Raw genomic sequence first — 19,522 nt, forward strand, 5'->3', positions numbered from 1 at the left:
CCGGATCAGCCGAGCGGCACGGCGCGGACAAGCGCGGCGACGACATCATCGGCGCTCTTCCCTTCCGCTTCGGCGGCGAAGGACAGCAGCAGGCGGTGGCGCATCACCGGCCCGGCCAGCGCGACGATATCCTCACGCGTCGCCGCCAGACGGCCCTGCAGCAGCGCACGCGCCTTGGCCGCCAGGATCAGCGACTGGCCGGCGCGTGGGCCGGCGCCCCATTTCACATATTTGCGGATCTCGTCCGGCGCGCCCTCGCCGGGACGGCTGGCGCGCACGATGCGCGTCACCCAGCGCAGCAGATCCTCGCCGAAATGCACGTCGCGCACCAGTTTCTGCAGCGCCAGCACCTCCTCGCCCTGCATCACCGCCGGCACCGCGCCCGGCTTGGCGCCGGTGGTCTGGGCGAGGATGTCATGCTCTTCCTGCTCGGTCGGATAATCGACGCGGATATGGAGGAGGAAGCGATCGAGCTGCGCCTCGGGCAGCGGATAGGTGCCGGCCTGTTCCAGCGGATTCTGCGTCGCCAGCACGAAAAAGGGCGATGGCAGCTGATAGGTGGTGCCGCCATAGCTGACGGTGCGTTCCTGCATCGCCTCCAGCAGCGCCGCCTGGGTCTTGGGCGGGGTGCGGTTGAGTTCGTCGGCCAACAGCAGGTTGGTGAAGATCGGCCCCTTCTGGAATCGGAAGCTGCGATGGCCCGTGCCATGATCCTCCTCCAGCAATTCGGTGCCGAGAATGTCGCTGGGCATAAGGTCCGGCGTGAACTGCACCCGGCGGAAGTCGAGCTTGAGCGCTTCGCCGAGCGAGCGGACCAGCAAGGTCTTGCCCAAGCCCGGCACCCCTTCGAGCAGGCAATGGCCGCCGGCAAGCAGGCCGATCAGCAACTGCTCGACCACGGCCCCCTGCCCCACGATCGCCTGGCCGATCGCCCCGCGCAATTCGCCCAGGCGCGCCAGTTTCTGCTGGATTTCCGCTTCGCTGATATCGGTCATGATAGTTCCTAGCAAATGCCGTCATCCCCGCGCAGGCGGGGATCCATCTCCGACGCTCTCCACGGGTGCGAGGTTGGGAGGTGGATTCCCGCCTTCGCGGGAATGACGTAGAAAAGGCGGCGGACGGCAGGCGTCACGACGACAGCGCGTACATCACGATATTGACCGCGAACCTGGTATTATCCTCGGCCAGGAAGCGCTTGTTGCGCCAGTCATAGTCCCACTCGCAGCCATAATCCTTGTTGCTGTAGAGAACGCCCAGGCGCCCGTTCACCTCTATCCCCTTGAGATAGTCGTGGACCAGATCATCGCCCCAGCCGTTCAGTTCCAGCGCGGTATTGGGCGGCCCGTCGAATTTGAAGAAGCTGCGATAGACCGGATGGGTCCTGGGCAGCGTCTTCAAGCCCTTGGGGCCGAAAATCTTGGCCATCTGCGCCTCGAACGAGCGGGCGAACAGGCCGTCTATGTCATGGTTGCAATCATCCACCAGGACGAAGCCGCCATTGCGAACATAGCGCTCGAAATTGCGCCGCTCGACCTCCGAGAACTCGACCAGCTTGTGCCCCGCCATGTAGCAGAAGGGCGCGGTCAGCATTTTCGGGTCCGAAAGGGCAATGACATGCTCCTTCGGATCGACCCGCAACGTCGTATAATCGATCAGCGAGGTGATGAGGTTGGACGGCATGCGCTGGTCGACGTCCCAGTCGCCCGAGTCATAGCGCAGCCGGGTGAACCAGAAATCATAGCCTCCCGCGGCGGCAAGGGGACGGGCCAGCATTGCGCCAGCCAGACCGCCCGCCATCAACCGAAGAAACTCGCCGCGTGTCATCAAAGCTAATCGAACGCCCAATCTGCATAATCCTCCCCCATTGGGGGAGGGGGACCATTTGCGCAGCAAATGGTGGAGGGGTGTCCCGCCATCGATGGGGTGACACCCCTCCGTCTGGCCTACGGCCAGCCACCTCCCCTTCACAGGGGAGGATTATGGGTTGCTTCCTATCTTACACCGCGTCCGAGAGCGAGGTGAAGGTGAAGTCGCGCAGCTTCATCGGCGGCACGACGATGTTCATCGACACTTCGTCTGGCGGCACGCGGACCGGGCGACCCAGCTCTTCGACATTGTTGAGCATGATCACCGGGCTCTCGTTGAACCGGAAATTCTTGATCGGATATTTGATCTGGCCGTTCTCGACATAGAAGGTGCCGTCACGGGTCAGGCCGGTCAGCAGCACGGTCTGCGGGTCGACCATGCGGATATACCAGGTGCGGGTGACGAGCACGCCGCGCTCGGTCGAGCGGACCAGGTCGGCGGTGGTCTTGGTACCGCCGGTCATCAGGATATTGCCCATCTGGCCGATCGCAGGCTTGCCCTGCTTGCTCGCCCAGTAACGGCTGTAATTGAGGTTGGTGACCTTGCCGTCCTTGACCATGTCGACGCGCTGGCGCGCGAGGCCATCATCATCCCAGGGCAGGCAAGGCGCGACCGGATCCCACGGGTCGGTGTAGAAATTGACCTGCGGCCCGAACACCTGTTCGCCCAGCTTGTTGCCGCCGCCCTTCTTCGACAGGAAGCTGCGGCCCTCGTCCGCCTCGCGCGCGCCGAAGAAGTAGAACATGAAGCCGATGAGGCCGGCAGCGGCCATCGGTTCCAGGATCACGGTATATTTGCCCGGCTCCAGCGCCTTGGCCTCGGACGAGGCCGATGCCTTGCGCATCGCGATCTGGATGTCGCTGTCCGCCTTGAAGCGGGTGGCGTCCTGCGTGTCGGTGCCGACCCAGCCGGAGCCCCGGCCATCCTCGGTGCGGACGGTGCAGGTGTAATCCAGCATGGTCGAGCGCTGATAGCCGAAATTGCCCTTGCTGTTGGCGATCGCGACGAAGCTCTGATTATCCTCCAGATAGCCGGCCGCGATCAGCTTCTGCGACTTGCAGGCAGTGATCGAGGTCGACGCCACCTGGGCGCGATATTCGGGCGTGATGTCGGCGGTCGACTGGGCGAAGGTCGGGCTGGCCTTATAGGCCTGCCTGTCCACCGCCGGCATGAATTCCGGATTGTCCGGGGCCAGATTGGCCAGCGTTTCGGCCCGGCGCACCACGCGTTCCAGCGAGGCGTCGTCAAACTGGTTGATGGTGGCGGTGCCGACCTTCTTGCCATAGGCGACCTGGACCGCCAGCTCGATATCGTCGGTCAGGCCCGCGGTCGACACGTCGTTACGGGCGAAACGAATATTGCCCTGGATCTTGCCGGTCAGTTGCGCGGTGCATTCGTCGGCCTTCGACAGGGCGACGACCTTGGTCAGGATGGCCCTGGCCTGCGCTTCGGTAAGGATGCTCATGTTCTTGTCTCCCTAAGCGATCAGCCGAGCGAACGCGCGGTGTTGATGACGTTGATACCGTTGAAGCGCGCGGTCGAAGACCCGTGCGACACGGCGGAGACCTGGGCCGGCTGGCCCTTGCCGTCGAAGAAGGAGCCACCCAGGCGATAGTCGCTCTGGTCGCAGACGCCGACACAGGCATTCCAGAATTCCGGGGTGCGGATCTGGTAGGCGACATCCTCGATCTGCTGGGTGATCTTGCCGTTCTTGATCTCGTAGAAGAGCTGGCCGCCAAACTGGGCGTTGTAGCGCTGCTGATCGATCGAGAAACTACCGTCGCCGATGATGTAGATGCCGTCCTCGACACCCGCGATCATGTCGGCAACGCTCTGCTTGGTCTTGCCCGGTTCCAGGCTGACATTGGCCATGCGCTGGAACTGCACATTGGACCAGCTGTCGGCATAGGCGCAGCCGTCCGATTCCTTCTTGCCCTCGATATGGGCCTGGTCACGGATCGCCTGGTAACCGACCAGCTTGCCGTCGCGGATCAGATCCCACTTCTTGGTCTTCACGCCTTCGTCATCATAGGCGACGGCGCCCAGGCTGCCGGGCTGGACCTTGTCGGCGACGATGTTCACCTTGTCGCTGCCATATTGGAAATGGGCCTGCAGCTTGTCCATCGTGGCGAAGCTGGTGCCGGCATAGTTCGCCTCATAGCCCAGCACGCGGTCCAGCTCGAGCGGATGGCCGACGGATTCGTGGATGGTCAGCCAAGTGTGCGACGGGTCGAGCACCAGATCATATTTGCCCGGCTTGACCGACGGCGCCTTGAGCTTCGCACGCGCCTGCTTGGCGGCCGCGATCGCGTCTTCCTTCATGTCATAGCTGTTGCCATAGACGGTGACGCCATTGGGCAGCACGGTCTTGCCGCTGGCGACGCCATCGAGATATTCGAAGCCCAGGCCCATCGGCGAGGACAGGCCCTCGCGCGTGCGGAACTTGCCGCTGGTCTTGTCGACCGCGGTGACCGTCATCGGCGCCCAGATGCGGTGGACATCCTGGTCGATATAGCTGCCATCGGTGCTGGCGAAATATTTCTGCTCATTGACCAGGAACAGGATCGAATTGACGAAGTCGGCGCCCGCCTCCATCGCGGCGGCGTTCACGCCCATCAGCAGCTCGACCTTGTCCTTGATCGGCACGGCCATGCTGTTCTTGACGATCGGCGTCTTCCAGCTGACCTCGCCCGCGCCCTTGACCGGGGCGAGCTGGACCGGGGCGCTCTGCTGCGGCGCATTGGCCTTGGCGATGGCGACCGCCTGCTGCGCGGCCTTGGCGACCGCTTCCTTGCTCAGTTCATTGGTGGCGGCAAAGCCCCAGGCGCCATTGGCGAGAACGCGGATGCCGACACCGGTGGATTCGGTGTTGACGATATTCTCGACATTCTTTTCGCGGGTGATGACGAACTGGCGCAGATAGCGGCCGACGCGCACGTCGCAATAGCTGGCGCCGGCGCTCTTGGCCGCGTTCATCGCGGCGTCGGCCAGCCCCTTCTTGAAGCCGACGTCGAGCGCGCTGTTCAGATCCTCTGCTGCAATGACCTTGCCGAAAAAGGACGGCAGGACGAGCCCGCCGACACCCATGGTGCCAAAGGCCAGGAAGTCGCGTCTATGCAAGATAGCCTCCACTGGAATGCCCGCAGATCGCGGGTCTGTCTTGTCGCGAAGGCCACCCCCTTGGCACCCCCGCGTGGATGGCGCGGATCATTGCGAGCCGGACAGATGAGGTCAAACGGCTTTTCGAGGCGACAGGGCGTGGCATGCGGGGTTTCGACCAAAGGCCAACCAGCGCCGACGAACGACATGTGCGGCGGGCCAGCGTGCGTACGCGCGGCACAACAGTTATAGATTCGCTATAATTGCCAGTCAGTTAGCCATAGTCACAAGCTGACAGCAGGCTCAGGCATCGGCCCAGCGGCGCAGCAGATTATGATAGACGCCGGTCAGGCGGATCACCTGCGCATCGTCATGGCCGCGATCGAGCGCCAGTTGCTGGATCGAACTGTCGAGATCGAACAGCATCTGCCGCGCGGCGTCGTCGCGGATCATCGACTGCATCCAGAAGAAGCTGGCGACGCGGCGCCCCTGCGTCACCGGTTCTACCCGATGCAGCGAGGAGGAGGGATAGAGCACCGCCTGCCCCGCCGGCAGCTTCACCTGCTGCACGCCGAAATGGGTCTCGATCGTCAGTTCGCCGCCCTCATAGCTTTCCGGCTCCTCCAGGAAGACGGTGATCGACAGGTCGGACCGGACGCGGAAGCCGGTGCCGGCCTGGATGCGCACGGCATTGTCGACATGGGTGCCGAACGCCTGCCCCCCGGCATAGCTGTTGAACAAAGGCGGGAAGATCTTGAGCGGCAGCGCGGCGGCGATGAACAGGGGCGATCGACCGAGTGCATCGAGGATCATCTGCCCCGCCTGGCGCGCTTCCGGCGCGCTTTCGGGCAATTGCAGGTTGCGCTTGGCCAGTGCCGACTGATGGCCGGAGGTGACATTGCCATCGACCCATTGCGCGGCATCGATCAGCGCGCGGATGTGGGCGACGCCGGCGGCGTCGATCAGGTCGGGAATGACGATCAGCATGAAGGATACTCCGGGGCGGGATGGCCTGGGCCTGCGGTCGCGCAAGGCGCGCCGGTGAGGCGCTGTCTGTCAGGTCTTGTCGGTGCGGATGACGAAGGGGATTTCGACCACGCCCTTCACCCGCACGGCCTGACCGTCACGGATGATCGGGCGCCAGCGCCAATGTTTCACCGCATCGCGCGCGGCATCATCCAGTCGTGCAAAACCGCTGCTGCGGGCGATGCCGATGCTCTCGACGCCGCCGTCAGTGCCGACCACCAGCGCCAGGACGACCGTGCCCTGCTCACGCTTGCGCCGGCTGTCGATCGGATAGCGGGGCGGCTTGCCCGACACCATCTGCGCGCCGATATCGCCGGCCTGCACGACCGAGGGCGCCGCGGCAGCCATGACCGGCGCGGCAGGGGCTGGCGGCGATGGCGGGGCCGACACCGCGACCGGCGATGGCGCGGGGACCGGATCGGGCGTGGTGGCGATCTGCACCGGCGGGACCGGCGTCTGGACGATCGGCGGCGGCGCCACGACCTGCGGCTGGGATGGCGGCGGCGGGGGCGCTTCGGCGGCGGGCGGCGGCGGGGGTGGCGACAGGTTCACTACCGTCAGCTTCGCCTCTTCGGCCCGGACGACATGGTTGCGCACCTGGATCAGCGCGCCGATCAGCAGCGCATGCACGACCAGGATGCCGGCAATGGCGGGCAGGTTCGGACCGCGCCGGGCGCCATAGCGTTCGGCTGGAACAGCGATGGCACGCCCGCTGGCAACGGGCATCGGACGATCGTCACCGACATCGGCGAAATCGGTCGCATAGACCTCCGCCCTGCCCTGTGCCGCCTGCAGCATTGCCCGTCCTCCGTCCGTCAGCCCCGGTCCGCGATACAGCGGACCATAATGCGAATCAATTTCATTCGCAGCGCCCTAGCCTATTTCGCCCCGGCGCAGAAGTGCGGAAGAAACGCTATAGCAATAAGGGAAAGCGGCGGGAGACGCTCAGCCCGGCGGCGAATCCTGTGTCCGGACGCGGGCGAAGAGCCAGCAGCGGATCGCGCTGGCCAGATTGGGGGGATCGTCGGCCGCCATCCGCGTCACGTCGATCCGGGCGATCAGCGCATTGATCGGCAATTCGGCCTCGGCCGCGGCATCGCGCAGCGCCTGCCAGAAAATCGGCTCCAGGCTGATCGCGGTCTGGTGCCCGGCAATGGTCACGCTGCGCTTGACCGGAGGGGCAAAGGGCGACGCCCCGGACGCGGCTGCGCCATCGGAAGCGTCGCCCTTGGCCATCAATACATGTGCTGGCCGCCGTTGATCGACAGCGTGCTGCCGGTCACGAAGCCGCCCTCGTCGCTGCAGAAGAAGGCGACGCCACGGGCGATCTCATGCGCCTGGCCCAGACGGCCGACCGGGATCTTGGCGACGATCTTTTCCAGCACCGGCGCCGGCACGGCGGCGACCATGTCGGTGTCGATATAGCCGGGCGCGATCGCATTGACGGTGACGCCATATTTGGCGCCTTCCTGCGCCAGCGCCTTGGTGAAGCCATGGATGCCCGACTTGGCGGCGGCATAATTGACCTGGCCATATTGGCCGGCCTGGCCATTGATCGAACCGATATTGACGATCCGGCCCCAGCCGCGCTCGCGCATGCCGCCAAAGGTCGCCTTGGCCATGTTGAAGCAACCGCCCAGGTTGATGCGCATGACTTCGTTCCAGTCGTCGAAGCTCATCTTGGCGAGCACGCCGTCACGGGTGATGCCCGCATTGTTGACGACGATGTCGACCGGGCCGAGCGCTTCCGCCACCGCAGCGCAACCGTCCAGGCAGGCCTGATGATCGCCGACATCCCATTTGAAGCTGGCAATGCCGGTGGCGTCGGTGAAGGCCTTGGCCTTTTCCTCGTTGCCGGCATAGTTGGCGGCAACCGTATATCCCATTTCCTTGAGTGCCAGGCTGATGGCTTCCCCGATACCGCGGGTTCCGCCGGTCACGATCGCTACTCTCGACATGCGCCTGTCCTCTCCTGTGCTAGACCCTCTGGTCCACCCATCCTGAAAGCTCGCGGCCGACCAGCCGCTGGTAGAGGGTGATAGCTTCGGGGGATGCGTTTAGACAGGGCAAAAAGGCAAATTTTTCGCCACCTTCCGCTAAAAAAACTTCTTTCGCGCGAAGCCCGATTTCCTCTAGGGTTTCCAGACAATCTGCCGAAAATCCGGGTGTCACGACAGCAATGTTCCGGACACCTTCCTTCACCAATCTGGTGAGCGTCGCTTCGGTCTCCGGTTCCAGCCATTTGGCCCGGCCGAAACGCGACTGGAAGCTCATATGGACAGGCAGGTCCATCGCCGCATCGAGCAGCCGGACCGTCTCCACCGACTGGTGATAATAGGGGTCGCCCAGTTTCAGCGTCCGTTCCGGCATGCCATGGAAACTGGCGAGCAGCGCATCGGGCCTGAAGTCGAGCCGTGCCAGATGGCCGTCGATCGATGTTTTCAACGCGGCGATATAGGCGGGATCGGCATAATAAGGCGGCAGGGTGCGGATCGCCGGTTGCAGCCGCATGTCGGCCAGCGCGGCAAAGGCCTTGTCCAGTGCAGTCGCGGTGGTCGCGCCGGAATATTGCGGATAGAGCGGCGCCAGCAGGATGCGATCGCACCCCTGCACCATCATCGCCTGGAGCCGGCTGGCGATCGACGGATTGCCATAGCGCATCGCCCAGTCGACGATCAGGTCCGGCCCCATCGCCTGCTGCAACGCCTCCGCCGTCTCGCGGGTATAGACCGCCAGCGGCGATCCGCCGGGCATCCACACCTGCTGATAGGCATGGGCCGACTTTTTCGGCCGCGTCGTCAGCACCGCGCCGCGCAGGATCGGCTGCCAGATGATCTGCGGAATTTCCACCACGCGCGGGTCGGACAGGAATTCCGCCAGATAACGGCGCACCGATTTGGCATCGGGCGCGTCGGGCGTGCCGAGATTGATCAGCAGCACGCCGACGCGCGATGGCGTTCGAGTGTCAACTTCGCTGTCAGGCATCAGCCATTTCCCATGATCGGCAGGCTGCGGAATCGCTGCCCGGTGACGGTGAAGAGCGCATTGGCGATGGCCGGCGCGGCGAGCGGCGCACCAAGGTCGGTGACGCCGGCCGGATCGGCCGTGCTGCGGATCAGTTCCACGCTGACCTCCCCGATGTCGCCCAGCCGCGGCAGGTTCATCCGCCCCAGCATCGCGCGCGCCGGCATGCCACCGGCATAAGGCACCGAAGCCCCCATGGCGAGCGCCAGGCCATGGATCAGCCCGCTTTCTATCTGCTGCCGCGCGATATCGGGATTGACCTGATCGCCGCAATCCACCGCCGCGACCATCCGCCGGACGCTGAGCTTGCTGCCCTCGATCCCCGCCTCGACCATCACGGCGGCATAGGCGCCGTTCATCATATGCGCAGCGATCCCCTGCCCGCTGCCGGCAATGCCACCCTGCCAGCCGCCCATGGCTGCGGCGGTGGACAAGCAATGCGCCAAGCGCGGATTGCTGCCCAGCATCTGGATGCGGAAGGACATCGCCTCGATCCCCGCCAGATGGGCGAGTTCATCCAGGAAGCATTCGGTGAAGAAGGCGCCATGGAGATGCGCATTGCCGCGCATGAAGCCGAGCGGCAGGCCAACGTCAGCGGGATAATGATCCACCGCCCAGTTCGGAATGGCATAGGGCGGCACCATGCCGGCCACCGCCAGCCGGGTCGCCTTGTCGCCCGCTTCGGCGGCAGCCTCATGCGGCAGCTTGCCATGGGCGATGCGCGACCAGGTCTGGGTCATGGCACAGGGAGCCGCCACCTTGGCCAGCCACCCCTCGACCATCCCACCACGGCCCAGCTTGGCCGCCATGCGGGCATGGGCCGGCGCGCCCGGCCGGTCCTGAATCACATCCTCCAGCCGCGACCAGAGCAGTTGCACCGGGCGGCCAACATCACGCGCGATCAGCGCGGCCTGCACGCCCGCCTCCCAATCCATATGCCGTCCGGTCGCGCCGCCGGCATGGAGCGGGTAGAGCGTCACCGCACTGTCAGACAGGCCGAGCGCATCGGCGATCGCGGCGCGGGCCAGCGCGGGCGCCTGCGTCGCCATCCAGACCTCGGCGCCCTCCTCCGTCACCCGTGCCGTCGCGCACATCGGCTCCAGCGCCAGATGCAGGCCGGGATCGACCTGATATTCGCTGGCCAGGATCGTCGCCTTCTCGAACACCGGCAGCAGGTCGCCCTGCACATAGAGACGCCGGCCGGCATCCCCGGAAAAGGCATCCTCCAGCGCAGCATCGATGCGGCCGCTGTCGACCGGCGTGCCGCGCAGGGTGAAGCTGGGGTCGATCAGGTCGAGCGCCCGGTTCGCCGCCCACCAGTTGGTGCCGACCGCCGCGATCCAGCGCTCGGTGCGCACCAGTTTCAGGAAGCCGGTGACCTTCTGCGCCTCGGCATCGCGCGCATCCTTCAGCACGGCGTCGCCGATGGGCCCCTGCCGGATCGAGGCGAAGACCATGTCGGGCAGGCGGATGTCGGCGGCGAAATTATGGCTGCCGTCGATCTTGGACGGGGTATCGAGCCGCGGCAGATCCTGCCCGGTCAGCCGGCCGTCATTGCCCTGTCGATAGGGCAGGATGTCGGGCAGGGTGAAACCGGCGGCATCCTCCACAACATCGCCCAGCCGCAGCTTGCGCTCGGCCCCGTCGGTGATGATGCCATTCTGGATGTCGCAGCTTTCCCAGGGCACGCCCCAGCGCGCCGCCGCCGCCTTGCACAGCAGCACACGCGCTGCCGCACCGGCCCGACGATAGGCATCATGGAACATCGGCACCGACGTGCCCGCCCCGGTCAGCATCAGCGCGCTGCGCGTCGCATATTGGTCGATTGCCCAGGTGCCGGCATCGCCCGCCACGCGGGTCCAGTCGCTTGCCAGCCAGTCACGCGCCAGCAGGCCGTTGGTATAGAGCGGGCTGATCGGCGCGCTCTGCACCGCGACGGTGCGCCAGTCGGCGCCCAGTTCGTCCGCCAAAATCTGCGGCAGGATGGTGGTCACCCCCTGCCCCATTTCGGTTTGCGGCACGATGGCGATCACCTGCCCGGCCCGATCGATCTTGAGGAAGGCGTCGAAAACCTGTTCGCCCGGCCCGACATTGAGGTTGGGGCGATAGCTGCGCGGCCAGGCCGCCCAGGCCAGAACCAGTCCCGCTGCCGCGCCGCCACCGACCAGCAGCGTGCGACGGCTCACACCCGTGTCGCTCAAACCTCTGTCTTTGCGTCGTTTCAACGGTGCCCGCGCCATGGCCTTGCTGATAGAGGCGCTGGACCGTGCTGCCTAGGGCTAATCCGCCGCGATCGGCGCAAGCCCAAGCCGCCGGATCTCGATCGCAGGGCAATAGTCCATCACGACCTTGAGCCCCGCCGCTTCGGCCCGCGCCGCGGCATCGGCATCGATCACCCCCAATTGCATCCAGACCGACTTGGCGCCGGCGGCGATCGCCTGGTCCACCACCTCGCCCGCGGCCTCGCTGCGCCGGAAGATGTCGACCATGTCGATCCGCACGCCGATGTCCGACAGCCGATCCCAGACAAATTCGCCATGGACATGTTCGCCGGCGATCTGCGGATTGACCGGCAGCACGCGATAGCCATGATCCTGCAGCGTCTTCATCACGCTGTAGCTCGGCCGGTCGGGGCGATCGGAAATGCCGACCAGCGCGATCGTCCGGGTTTCGTTGAGCAGATCGGCAATATCCTGCGCGGCGGTGAGCGGCATGGCGGTCCTCCTGTTCTAATCCCCGATATGGGCAGGGCGAAGGCGCGAACAAGGGGCCTGGCGCGCGCCGCTCCTAACCAATTCCTAAGCAGCATCCGGCTAGGCCGGGCAATGCGCGATTCGCGCCGGCCGGTGGGGACGGGCCGTATTCAGGGGGTCTGAGATGAAGTCTGTCATTACCGCGCTTGCCATCATGTCCGCGACTGCCCAGCCGCTGCTGGCACAGGCCGATGCACCGCTGCCCGTCATGCAGCCGCCCGAGGCCAGTCCGGCCATGGTCCTGCCCGCCAACACCGCCGTCATGCTGCGCATGAACAGCGAATTGTCGAGCAAGACCGCCAAGGAAGGGTCGATGTTCGACCTGTCGGTCGCCGATCCGGTGATGGTCGATGGCTATGTCGTCATCCCGATGAATGCCCGCGCCGTGGGCGAAGTGACCTGGCTGACCGGCAAGGGCGCCTTCGGCAAATCGGGCAAGATGAATATCGAGCTGCGCTATATCGAAGTCGCCGGGCGCCGCATCCCGATCAAGGGCAGCTTCCGCCAGGAGGGCGAAGGCAATACCGCCGCGACCATCGGTGGCGTGATCGCGGCCGGCGTGTTCGCGGGCTTCATCACCGGCAAGACGGCTATCATCCCGGCGGGCCGGGAACTGCAGGCCTTCACCCAGAATGAAATCGCGCTGGCGCCGCCGCGCCGCCCCGCGCCCATACTGGGCCAGCCGGCACCGATCCCCGCCAGCTATACGCCCGCACCCCGCGCCGCGCCGCTGCCGGCCGCCCGGCCAGCACCCCGTCGGTCGATGGTCGACCCGTCGCTGGAGATCAACGTCAAATAAGCCGGACTTGGTCGTGGCGCACCGCACGCGCCACGGCTAGACCCTGTCCATGTTCGACATTCGCGAAGACGATCTGAGCGGCGCGCCGACCCGCGCGCTATTGGCCATCCATCTGGCCGGCATGCAGGCGGAATCGCCGCCCGAAAGCGTCTTCGCGCTCGACCTGTCAGGATTGCAGCAGCCGGACATTTGCGTCTGGACCGCCTGGGATGGCGACGAGATCACCGGCGTCGCCGCGCTGCGCGACCTGGGCGGAGGCCAGGGCGAACTCAAATCGATGCGCTCCCATCCCGATCATCTGCGCCGGGGCGTGGCTGCAGCGCTGCTGCGCCATATCATCGGGCAGGCACGGCAGCGCGGCATGACCCGCCTCAGCCTGGAAACCGGCAGCGGCCCGGCCTTCGATCCGGCGCTGACGCTCTATCGCCGGAATGGTTTCGGCAATGGCGAGGCGTTCGGCGATTATCGCGCGAGCGCCTTCAACCAGTTCCTGCACCTCGGCCTCTGATCAGGCGGCCTTCGCCAGCCAGGCCGCGACCTTTTCGGCGACGGCGCGGAAGGCATCGGCATGCGGCCCTTCGCCAGCCGCCGGCGGATCGCCCGCGTCGGAGCGCTTGCGAATGTCGATCGCCAGCGGAATGCGGCCGATGAAGGACAGGCCAAGCTCGCCCGCCGCCGCTTCCGCACCACCACAGCCGAACGGATCGGACACTTCGCCACAATGCGGGCAGGCATAGCCGGCCATATTTTCGACCAAGCCGATCATCGGCACCTGCGCCTGTTCGAACAGGCTGATCGCACGGGTCGCATCCATCAGCGCCAGATCCTGCGGCGTCGAGACGATCACGGCGCCGGCCGGCTTGTGCTTCTGGAGCATGGTCAACTGAATGTCGCCGGTGCCCGGCGGCAAGTCGATCACCAACAGGTCGGTGTCGCCCCAGTCGGCGTCGATCAACTGCCCCAGCGCATTGCCGACCATCGGCCCGCGCCAGGCCAGCGCCTTGCCCGGATCGACCAGATGCGCCATCGACAGCATCGGAATGCCGAGCGGGCTTTCGACCGGGAACAGGCGCTTTTCGCGCGCCTGCGGCTTCTGGTCCTCGCTGGCGAGCAGACGCGCCTGCGACGGACCGTAGATGTCGGCATCGACCAGACCGACCTTGTGACCCAGCCGCGACAAAGCGATGGCGAGATTGGCCGACAGGGTCGACTTGCCCACCCCCCCCTTGCCCGACGCCACGGCGATGATACGCGGCGCGCGGCGCTCGGCGGTCATGGCAATGCGCACATCGGTGACACCCGGCAGCATCAGGCCGCCCTCGCGGATGGCGGCCGCCACGGCATCGCGCCGTTCGGGCGCCAGACCGCCCACGTCGAGCGCCAGGGTCATGACGCCATCCTTCACCCGCGGCGCGCTGGCACGGCCATCGGTCAGCGTCTTCAGGCGGGCGGCAAAATCATCGATATCGGTCATGACTGGGCCCTCTAGGCAATAATCGTCGTTAAGGGCACTGTTTTTCGCGTGCAGCCATTCCTATAGAGATGACATGAGAAGATTATTCGGGTGGATGCCCGGCATCGCGAGCGCCATGGCCCAGGGTCCCTGGGGCGGCAAGGGTGACGGGCCTGAGGGCAATGACGGACCGGGCAAGAACGGGTCCGGCGGGGGCAGTGATGGCCCGCGCAATCCCTGGACCCAGCCCGGCAAGCCGGCCGGGAGCAAATCTCCCTCCGCGATCGAGGAATTGCTGCGCAAGAGCCGCGAAAGCTTTGGTCAGGGCGGCGGCTTCGGTGGCCTGCCGCCGCGTGCGAACGGCCGGGCGCTGTGGCCGATCGCCGTCGGCATTGTCGTCGTCCTGTGGCTGGTGCTGACCAGTTTCCACCGGGTCGGCCCGCAGGAACGCGGCGTCGTCACCCTGCTCGGCAAATATAGCCGCACCCTCTCGCCCGGCATCAGCCTGACCCTGCCCGCCCCGTTCGAGGCGGTGCGCACGGTCGATGTTGAGGAAATCCGCACGATCGACATCGGATCGGCCAGCGCGGAGAGCGAAAATCTGGTGCTGACCGGCGACCAGAATATCGTCGACCTGGCCTATTCGGTGCGCTGGAACATCCGAAATCCGGAACTCTATCTGTTCCAGCTGGCCGACCCGGACGCATCGATCCGCGAAGTGGCGGAAAGCGCGATGCGCTCGGTGGTCGCCAGCGTCAGCCTGGACGATGCGCTGGGTGCGGGCCGCACCGAGATCGAGCAGCAGGTCGAACAGCGGATGCAGGAGATTCTCGACGGCTACAAGTCGGGCATCCGCGTCCAGGGCGTGGCGATCAAGCAGGCCGATCCGCCGGCTGCCGTCAACGACGCCTTCAAGGAAGTGTCGGCCGCGCAGCAGACCGCCCAGACCTATCTGAACGAGGCGCGCGCCGCCGCACAGCAGGTCACGGCCAAGGCGCAGGGCGAAGCCGCAGCCTTCGACAAGGTCTATGAACAATATCGGCTGGCACCCGACGTGACCCGCCGGCGCATGTATTACGAAACCATGGAGGGCGTCCTGTCCACCGTCGACAAGACGATCGTCGAAAGCGGCAACGTCACCCCCTTCCTGCCCCTTCCCGAACTCAAGCGCCGCGCCCAGGGCACACCCCAGTCGGCTGCCAATGCGACGGAGGAAGGCCAGTGAGCTTGCGCAATCCCATCGCCCTCGCCATCGGCGCGATCATCCTGCTGATCCTGGTCGGCAGCACCGTCACCATCGTGCCGGAAACCCGGCAGGGCGTGATCGTCCGCTTCGGCGAGCCCAAGCAGATCATCAACCGCTATCGTCCGAACGAGGATTTCGGCAAGACCGGCGCCGGCGTCATCCTGCGCGTGCCCTTCTTCGACCAGATCGTCTGGATCGACAAGCGCGTGCTCTCGGTCGAGATGGAGCGCCAGCAGGTGCTTTCGACCGATCAGTTGCGCCTGCAGGTCGATGCCTTTGCCCGCTACCGCATCGTCGATCCGCTGCGGATGTATATTTCGGCCGGCAGCGAGGAGAAGGTGTCGGACGCGCTGCGCCCGATCCTGGGTTCGGCGCTGCGCAACGAACTGGGCAAGCGGCCCTTCGCCGCGCTGCTCAGCCCCGAGCGCGGCCAGGTGATGCAGAATATCGAGGCCGGGCTTGACCGGGTCGCCCGCCAATATGGCGCCGAGATCGTCGATGTGCGGATCAAGCGCGCCGACCTGCCCGATGGCACGCCGCTGGAAAGCGCCTTCACCCGCATGCGCACCGCGCGCCAGCAGGAAGCGCTGACGATCCGCGCCCAGGGCCTGAAGCAGGCACAGATCATTCGCGCCGAGGCTGACGCCAATGCCGCCCGCATCTATGCGGAAAGCTTTGGCAAGGACGCGAATTTCTATGACTTCTATCGCGCCATGCAGGCCTATCGTTATACCTTCGCCCCGGATCGGGCGGGCGGCACGACGATGGTATTGTCGAAGGACAATGAGTTCCTGAAGCAGTTCCAGGGCCGCTAACAGCAGGTTTCAGGATCATTACGGAACCAGTGTCATTCAATATCGGTTAAGGCAGGGCGGCGCATCGATAAGGCTCCCCGAGAGTCCCGCCCTTCCCGCTCCCGAATTTCTGAAGAGGACCGTCACGAGTGCGTTACGCTTATGCCATCACCGGCGCCCTGCTGCTCGGCGGCACCGCCATCGCCGTCACGACCAGTTCCAATGTCGGCGCGCAGACCGCCCAGAATGAAGGCCTGCAGGCCGCTGCCCCCGCCGGCGCGCCCGCCAGCCTGGCCGACATGGTCGAAAAGCTGCAGCCGGCCGTGGTCAACATCTCGACCAAGCAGCGCGTCACCGTGCAGAATCCCTTCGCCGGCACGCCCTTTGGCGACCTGTTCGGCCAGGGCGGCGGCGGCAAGCCGCAGACCCGTCAGGCCCAGTCGCTGGGCTCGGGCTTCCTGATCTCGGCCGATGGCTATATCGTGACCAATAATCACGTTGTGTCGGCCGGTGCGGAAGGCGCCAGCGTCGACAGCATCACGGTCACCATGACCAACAAGGAAGAATATCCCGCCAAGCTGGTCGGCCGCGATCCCGCAACCGACCTCGCCGTGCTCAAGATCGACGCGAAGAAGCCCCTGCCCTTCGTCAAGTTCGGCGACAGCACCAAGGCGCGCGTGGGTGACTGGGTCGTCGCGATCGGCAACCCCTTCGCCCTGTCGGGCACCGTGACCGCTGGCATCATCTCCGCCGTGCATCGCGGCACCGGTGGCACCTATGACAAGTTCATCCAGACCGACGCGTCGATCAACCAGGGCAATAGCGGCGGCCCGATGTTCGACATGCGCGGCAATGTGATCGGCATCAACAGCCAGATCCTGTCGCCTTCGGGCGGCAATGTCGGCATCGGCTTCGCCATCCCCTCGGAACAGGCGGCGCCGATCGTCGACACGCTGCGCCAGGGCCAAAGCATCAAGCGCGGCTATCTGGGCGTGCAGATCAGCCCGCTGGGCGAGGATATGGCGGACTCGCTGGGCCTCGCGAAGAATCGTGGCGAGTTCGTGCAGGGCGTCGAGCCTGGCAAGGGCGCTGAAAAGGCCGGCATCAAGGCAGGCGACGTGATCGTCAGCGTCGCCGGTCAGGAAGTCACGCCGGACCAGAATCTGTCGTCGATCGTCGCCAACAGCAAGATCGGGTCGAGCGTGCCGATCGTGCTGCTGCGCAACGGCCAGCGCATGACCCTGAACGCGGTCGTGGGCGAGCGCCCGAGCGAAGACGAACTGAACAACTTCGCGCAGCAGCAGGATGATGATTTCAGCCAGCAGGGCGATCAGGGCAGCGACACCCAGGCGGCCCAGAAGTCGCTGGGCATCTCCGCCATCCCGCTGACCCCCAGCATCACCCGCCAGCTGGGCGTTGCCGGCGACACCCGCGGCATCGTCATCACCGCCGTTGACGGATCGACCGACGCCGGTGCCAAGGGCCTGCGTCGCGGCGACGTGATCCTGTCGGCCAACAACCGGCCGGTGCTGACTCAGGCGGATCTGGATGCACAGGTGAAGGCGGTATCGGCCCAGGGGCGCAACGCCATCCTGCTGCAGGTGTTGCGTCGCGGCCAGGCGCCGTTGTTCCTGCCCATCCGCCTGCGCGACAAGTAAGTCAGCGAAAGCGACAATCGTTACGGGCCGCGCTTGCCGGATTGCCTGCCTCCCTTCTAAGAAGGAGCAGACAGTCCGGCGGGCGCGGCCCGACCCGTTTTTGAGGAGCATAAGCCCATGAGCGACGGCATCTTCCTTGGTCTGGGCGCGCCCGAAAAGGACGGCGGCATCCCCCAATATCTGAACCTGCGCCGGGCCAATCGCCATGGCCTGATCGCCGGCGCGACCGGCACCGGCAAGACGGTGACGTTGCAGGGCATCGCCGAAAGCTTCTCCGCGCTCGGCGTCCCGGTGTTCGTGGCCGATGTGAAGGGCGACCTGTCGGGCATTTCGATGGCCGGTTCGCCGACCGCCAAAAATGCCGACAAGCTGGTCTCGCGCGCCAAGGAAATCGGCATCGCCGATTACAGCTATGCCGACAATCCCGCGATCTTCTGGGATCTCTATGGCGAACAGGGCCATGCAATCCGCACCACGGTCAGCGAGATGGGGCCGCTGCTGCTGGCCCGGCTGATGGGCCTAAACGACACGCAGGAAGGCGTGCTCAACATCGCTTTCAAATATGCTGACGAGGAAGGGCTGCTGCTGCTCGACCTGGGCGATCTGCAGGCAATGCTCGCCTATTGCGCGGAGAATGCCGATACGCTCTCCGCCCGCTTCGGCAATGTGACCAAGGCCAGCGTCGGCGCGATTCAGCGCCAGTTGCTCCAGCTCGAAACCCAAGGTGGCGACCATTTCTTCGGCGAGCCCGCGCTCGACATCCACGACTTCCTGAAGGTGGATGACAAGGGGCGCGGCTATGTGAACATCCTCGCCGCCGACAAGCTGATGCAGAGCCCGAAGCTCTACGCCACCTTCCTGCTGTGGCTGCTCAGCGAATTGTTCGAGACACTGCCCGAGGTGGGCGATCCGGAAAAGCCGGTGCTGGTCTTCTTCTTCGACGAGGCCCATCTGCTGTTCGACGACGCGCCAGCGGCATTGCAGGACAAGATCGAGCAGGTCGTACGCCTGATCCGCTCCAAGGGCGTCGGCGTCTATTTCGTCACCCAGAACCCGATCGACATTCCCGAAGCCATTGCCGGCCAGCTCGGCAACCGGGTGCAGCATGCGCTGCGCGCCTTCACCCCGCGCGACCAGAAGGCGATCAAGGCCGCGGCCGACACCTTCCGCATCAACCCCGATCTCGACATCGAGACCGCGATCACCGAGCTCAAGACCGGTGAGGCTCTGGTATCGCTGTTGCAGGAAGATGGCGCGCCGGGCGTGGTCCAGCGCACGCTGATCGCCCCGCCCCGGTCACGTCTGGGTCCGGTCGATGCCAAGGAGCGGGCGATCATCCAGTCGATCTCGCCCTGCGAAGGCAAATATGACACCGCCGTCGATCGCGAATCTGCCGAGGAAATCCTGGCCGCGCGCGGCGAGGCCGCCGCTGCCGCTGCCCAGGCTGCCAAGGCCAAGGCCGAAGCCGACAAGGCCGCCGCCGCCCAGGCCAAGGTCGAGGCGAAGCAGCGCGAACAGGAGTTGAAGGAGCAGGCCCGTCGCGACGCCGCCGCCGCACGCGAGGCGGCCAAGCCCAGCGGCTTCGACAAGGCGGTGCAGTCGGCGACCCGCTCCGCCGCCTCCTCGGTCGGCCGCCAGGTCGCCAATGAACTGGGCCGTGCCGTGTTCGGCGGATCGAGCCGCAGATCCTCGGGCGGCGGCATCGCCGGCCAGCTGGTGCGCGGCATATTGGGCAGCCTGTTCAAATAAGGATAGGAAGGGGCCGGTCGATTATGTCCGGCCCGTTGCTATCCGCCACGGGATA

At 65.6% G+C, this 19,522-nt stretch carries 18 protein-coding genes; 6 read left to right on the forward strand and 12 right to left on the reverse strand.

Translation table 11 applies throughout. The features are described from left to right. Positions 1-5: 5 nt before the first annotated feature. The 11 genes from ACI6S0_RS14755 to ACI6S0_RS14805 form a co-directional block, all read right to left on the reverse strand. The gene (locus ACI6S0_RS14755; protein WP_278393639.1) at positions 6-995 is read right to left on the reverse strand and encodes an AAA family ATPase; all 990 of its coding nucleotides are present in this window, start codon (positions 993-995) and stop codon (positions 6-8) included. A gap of 133 nt (positions 996-1,128) precedes the next feature. Continuing rightward, entirely contained in the window at positions 1,129-1,824 is a 696-nt protein-coding gene (locus ACI6S0_RS14760; protein ID WP_434403529.1) for a DUF4159 domain-containing protein, read from the reverse strand. Positions 1,825-1,996: 172 nt separating this feature from the next. Continuing rightward, positions 1,997-3,331 (reverse strand): TldD/PmbA family protein, encoded by a 1,335-nt coding sequence (locus tag ACI6S0_RS14765; RefSeq protein WP_434403530.1) that lies wholly within the window; start codon positions 3,329-3,331, stop codon positions 1,997-1,999. Between the two features lie 20 nt (positions 3,332-3,351). After that, positions 3,352-4,986, reverse strand: coding sequence for a TldD/PmbA family protein (locus ACI6S0_RS14770; protein ID WP_434403532.1), 1,635 nt, complete (start codon positions 4,984-4,986; stop codon positions 3,352-3,354). A 282-nt stretch (positions 4,987-5,268) separates the two neighbouring features. Then, positions 5,269-5,952 carry a Fe2+-dependent dioxygenase gene (locus tag ACI6S0_RS14775; RefSeq protein WP_037509245.1) on the reverse strand — a complete coding sequence of 228 codons (684 nt, stop codon included), beginning with the start codon at positions 5,950-5,952 and terminating at the stop codon, positions 5,269-5,271. 69 nt (positions 5,953-6,021) lie between these two features. Then, positions 6,022-6,789, reverse strand: a complete 768-nt coding sequence (locus ACI6S0_RS14780) for an energy transducer TonB (protein ID WP_434403533.1) — start codon at positions 6,787-6,789, stop codon at positions 6,022-6,024. Positions 6,790-6,936: 147 nt separating this feature from the next. Continuing rightward, positions 6,937-7,227: a ribbon-helix-helix domain-containing protein gene (locus tag ACI6S0_RS14785; protein WP_004208455.1), complete on the reverse strand. Its 291-nt coding sequence runs from the start codon at positions 7,225-7,227 to the stop codon at positions 6,937-6,939. After that, positions 7,227-7,949, reverse strand: coding sequence for an acetoacetyl-CoA reductase (gene phbB / locus ACI6S0_RS14790; protein ID WP_004208456.1), 723 nt, complete (start codon positions 7,947-7,949; stop codon positions 7,227-7,229). The genes ACI6S0_RS14785 and phbB overlap by 1 nt, the downstream gene beginning before the upstream one ends. Positions 7,950-7,968: 19 nt before the next feature. After that, a complete protein-coding gene (gene hemH, locus ACI6S0_RS14795) occupies positions 7,969-8,976 on the reverse strand; it encodes a ferrochelatase (protein ID WP_434403534.1) in 1,008 nt (335 codons plus the stop codon). Then, positions 8,976-11,255, reverse strand: coding sequence for a molybdopterin cofactor-binding domain-containing protein (locus tag ACI6S0_RS14800; RefSeq protein ID WP_434403535.1), 2,280 nt, complete (start codon positions 11,253-11,255; stop codon positions 8,976-8,978). Before ACI6S0_RS14800 ends, hemH begins: the two co-directional genes overlap by 1 nt. 39 nt (positions 11,256-11,294) lie before the next feature. Then, on the reverse strand, positions 11,295-11,729 hold the full coding sequence (locus tag ACI6S0_RS14805; protein ID WP_017500408.1) for a CoA-binding protein: 435 nt from the start codon (positions 11,727-11,729) through the stop codon (positions 11,295-11,297). Between the two features lie 163 nt (positions 11,730-11,892). On the opposite strand from ACI6S0_RS14805, the gene ACI6S0_RS14810 reads away from it, so the two are divergent. Further along, entirely contained in the window at positions 11,893-12,567 is a 675-nt protein-coding gene (locus ACI6S0_RS14810; RefSeq protein ID WP_434403536.1) for a hypothetical protein, read from the forward strand. Positions 12,568-12,616: 49 nt separating this feature from the next. Further along, positions 12,617-13,075: a GNAT family N-acetyltransferase gene (locus ACI6S0_RS14815; RefSeq protein ID WP_434403537.1), complete on the forward strand. Its 459-nt coding sequence runs from the start codon at positions 12,617-12,619 to the stop codon at positions 13,073-13,075. On the opposite strand, the gene ACI6S0_RS14820 is transcribed toward ACI6S0_RS14815, so the two are convergent. Then, positions 13,076-14,041: an Mrp/NBP35 family ATP-binding protein gene (locus tag ACI6S0_RS14820; protein WP_037508243.1), complete on the reverse strand. Its 966-nt coding sequence runs from the start codon at positions 14,039-14,041 to the stop codon at positions 13,076-13,078. Between the two features lie 73 nt (positions 14,042-14,114). Here ACI6S0_RS14820 and hflK point away from each other — a divergent pair, with 73 nt between their 5' ends. The 4 genes from hflK to ACI6S0_RS14840 all read left to right on the forward strand — a co-directional run bounded on the left by hflK (position 14,115) and on the right by ACI6S0_RS14840 (position 19,467). After that, positions 14,115-15,245 (forward strand): FtsH protease activity modulator HflK, encoded by a 1,131-nt coding sequence (hflK, locus tag ACI6S0_RS14825; protein ID WP_172438714.1) that lies wholly within the window; start codon positions 14,115-14,117, stop codon positions 15,243-15,245. After that, on the forward strand, positions 15,242-16,081 hold the full coding sequence (hflC, locus tag ACI6S0_RS14830; protein WP_004208464.1) for a protease modulator HflC: 840 nt from the start codon (positions 15,242-15,244) through the stop codon (positions 16,079-16,081). The genes hflK and hflC overlap by 4 nt, the downstream gene beginning before the upstream one ends. A gap of 128 nt (positions 16,082-16,209) precedes the next feature. Beyond that, positions 16,210-17,718, forward strand: a complete 1,509-nt coding sequence (locus ACI6S0_RS14835; protein WP_017500403.1) for a Do family serine endopeptidase — start codon at positions 16,210-16,212, stop codon at positions 17,716-17,718. A gap of 117 nt (positions 17,719-17,835) precedes the next feature. After that, positions 17,836-19,467 carry a helicase HerA-like domain-containing protein gene (locus tag ACI6S0_RS14840; RefSeq protein WP_434403538.1) on the forward strand — a complete coding sequence of 544 codons (1,632 nt, stop codon included), beginning with the start codon at positions 17,836-17,838 and terminating at the stop codon, positions 19,465-19,467. Positions 19,468-19,522: the final 55 nt, after the last annotated feature.

Origin of the sequence: Sphingobium sp. DN12 (assembly GCF_051058005.1) — a bacterium.
Classification (GTDB): Bacteria; Pseudomonadota; Alphaproteobacteria; order Sphingomonadales; family Sphingomonadaceae; genus Sphingobium; species Sphingobium yanoikuyae.

Coding starts and splice junctions, on each gene's coding strand:
- ACI6S0_RS14755 (WP_278393639.1), bottom strand. CDS start 995: ATGACCGATATCAGCGAAGCGGAAATCCAGCAGAAACTGGCGCGCCTG.
- ACI6S0_RS14760 (WP_434403529.1), bottom strand. CDS start 1,824: ATGACACGCGGCGAGTTTCTTCGGTTGATGGCGGGCGGTCTGGCTGGC.
- ACI6S0_RS14765 (WP_434403530.1), bottom strand. CDS start 3,331: ATGAGCATCCTTACCGAAGCGCAGGCCAGGGCCATCCTGACCAAGGTC.
- ACI6S0_RS14775 (WP_037509245.1), bottom strand. CDS start 5,952: ATGCTGATCGTCATTCCCGACCTGATCGACGCCGCCGGCGTCGCCCAC.
- ACI6S0_RS14780 (WP_434403533.1), bottom strand. CDS start 6,789: ATGCTGCAGGCGGCACAGGGCAGGGCGGAGGTCTATGCGACCGATTTC.
- ACI6S0_RS14785 (WP_004208455.1), bottom strand. CDS start 7,227: ATGGCCAAGGGCGACGCTTCCGATGGCGCAGCCGCGTCCGGGGCGTCG.
- phbB (WP_004208456.1), bottom strand. CDS start 7,949: ATGTCGAGAGTAGCGATCGTGACCGGCGGAACCCGCGGTATCGGGGAA.
- hemH (WP_434403534.1), bottom strand. CDS start 8,976: ATGCCTGACAGCGAAGTTGACACTCGAACGCCATCGCGCGTCGGCGTG.
- ACI6S0_RS14800 (WP_434403535.1), bottom strand. CDS start 11,255: ATGGCGCGGGCACCGTTGAAACGACGCAAAGACAGAGGTTTGAGCGAC.
- ACI6S0_RS14805 (WP_017500408.1), bottom strand. CDS start 11,729: ATGCCGCTCACCGCCGCGCAGGATATTGCCGATCTGCTCAACGAAACC.
- ACI6S0_RS14810 (WP_434403536.1), top strand. CDS start 11,893: ATGAAGTCTGTCATTACCGCGCTTGCCATCATGTCCGCGACTGCCCAG.
- ACI6S0_RS14815 (WP_434403537.1), top strand. CDS start 12,617: ATGTTCGACATTCGCGAAGACGATCTGAGCGGCGCGCCGACCCGCGCG.
- ACI6S0_RS14820 (WP_037508243.1), bottom strand. CDS start 14,041: ATGACCGATATCGATGATTTTGCCGCCCGCCTGAAGACGCTGACCGAT.
- hflK (WP_172438714.1), top strand. CDS start 14,115: ATGAGAAGATTATTCGGGTGGATGCCCGGCATCGCGAGCGCCATGGCC.
- ACI6S0_RS14840 (WP_434403538.1), top strand. CDS start 17,836: ATGAGCGACGGCATCTTCCTTGGTCTGGGCGCGCCCGAAAAGGACGGC.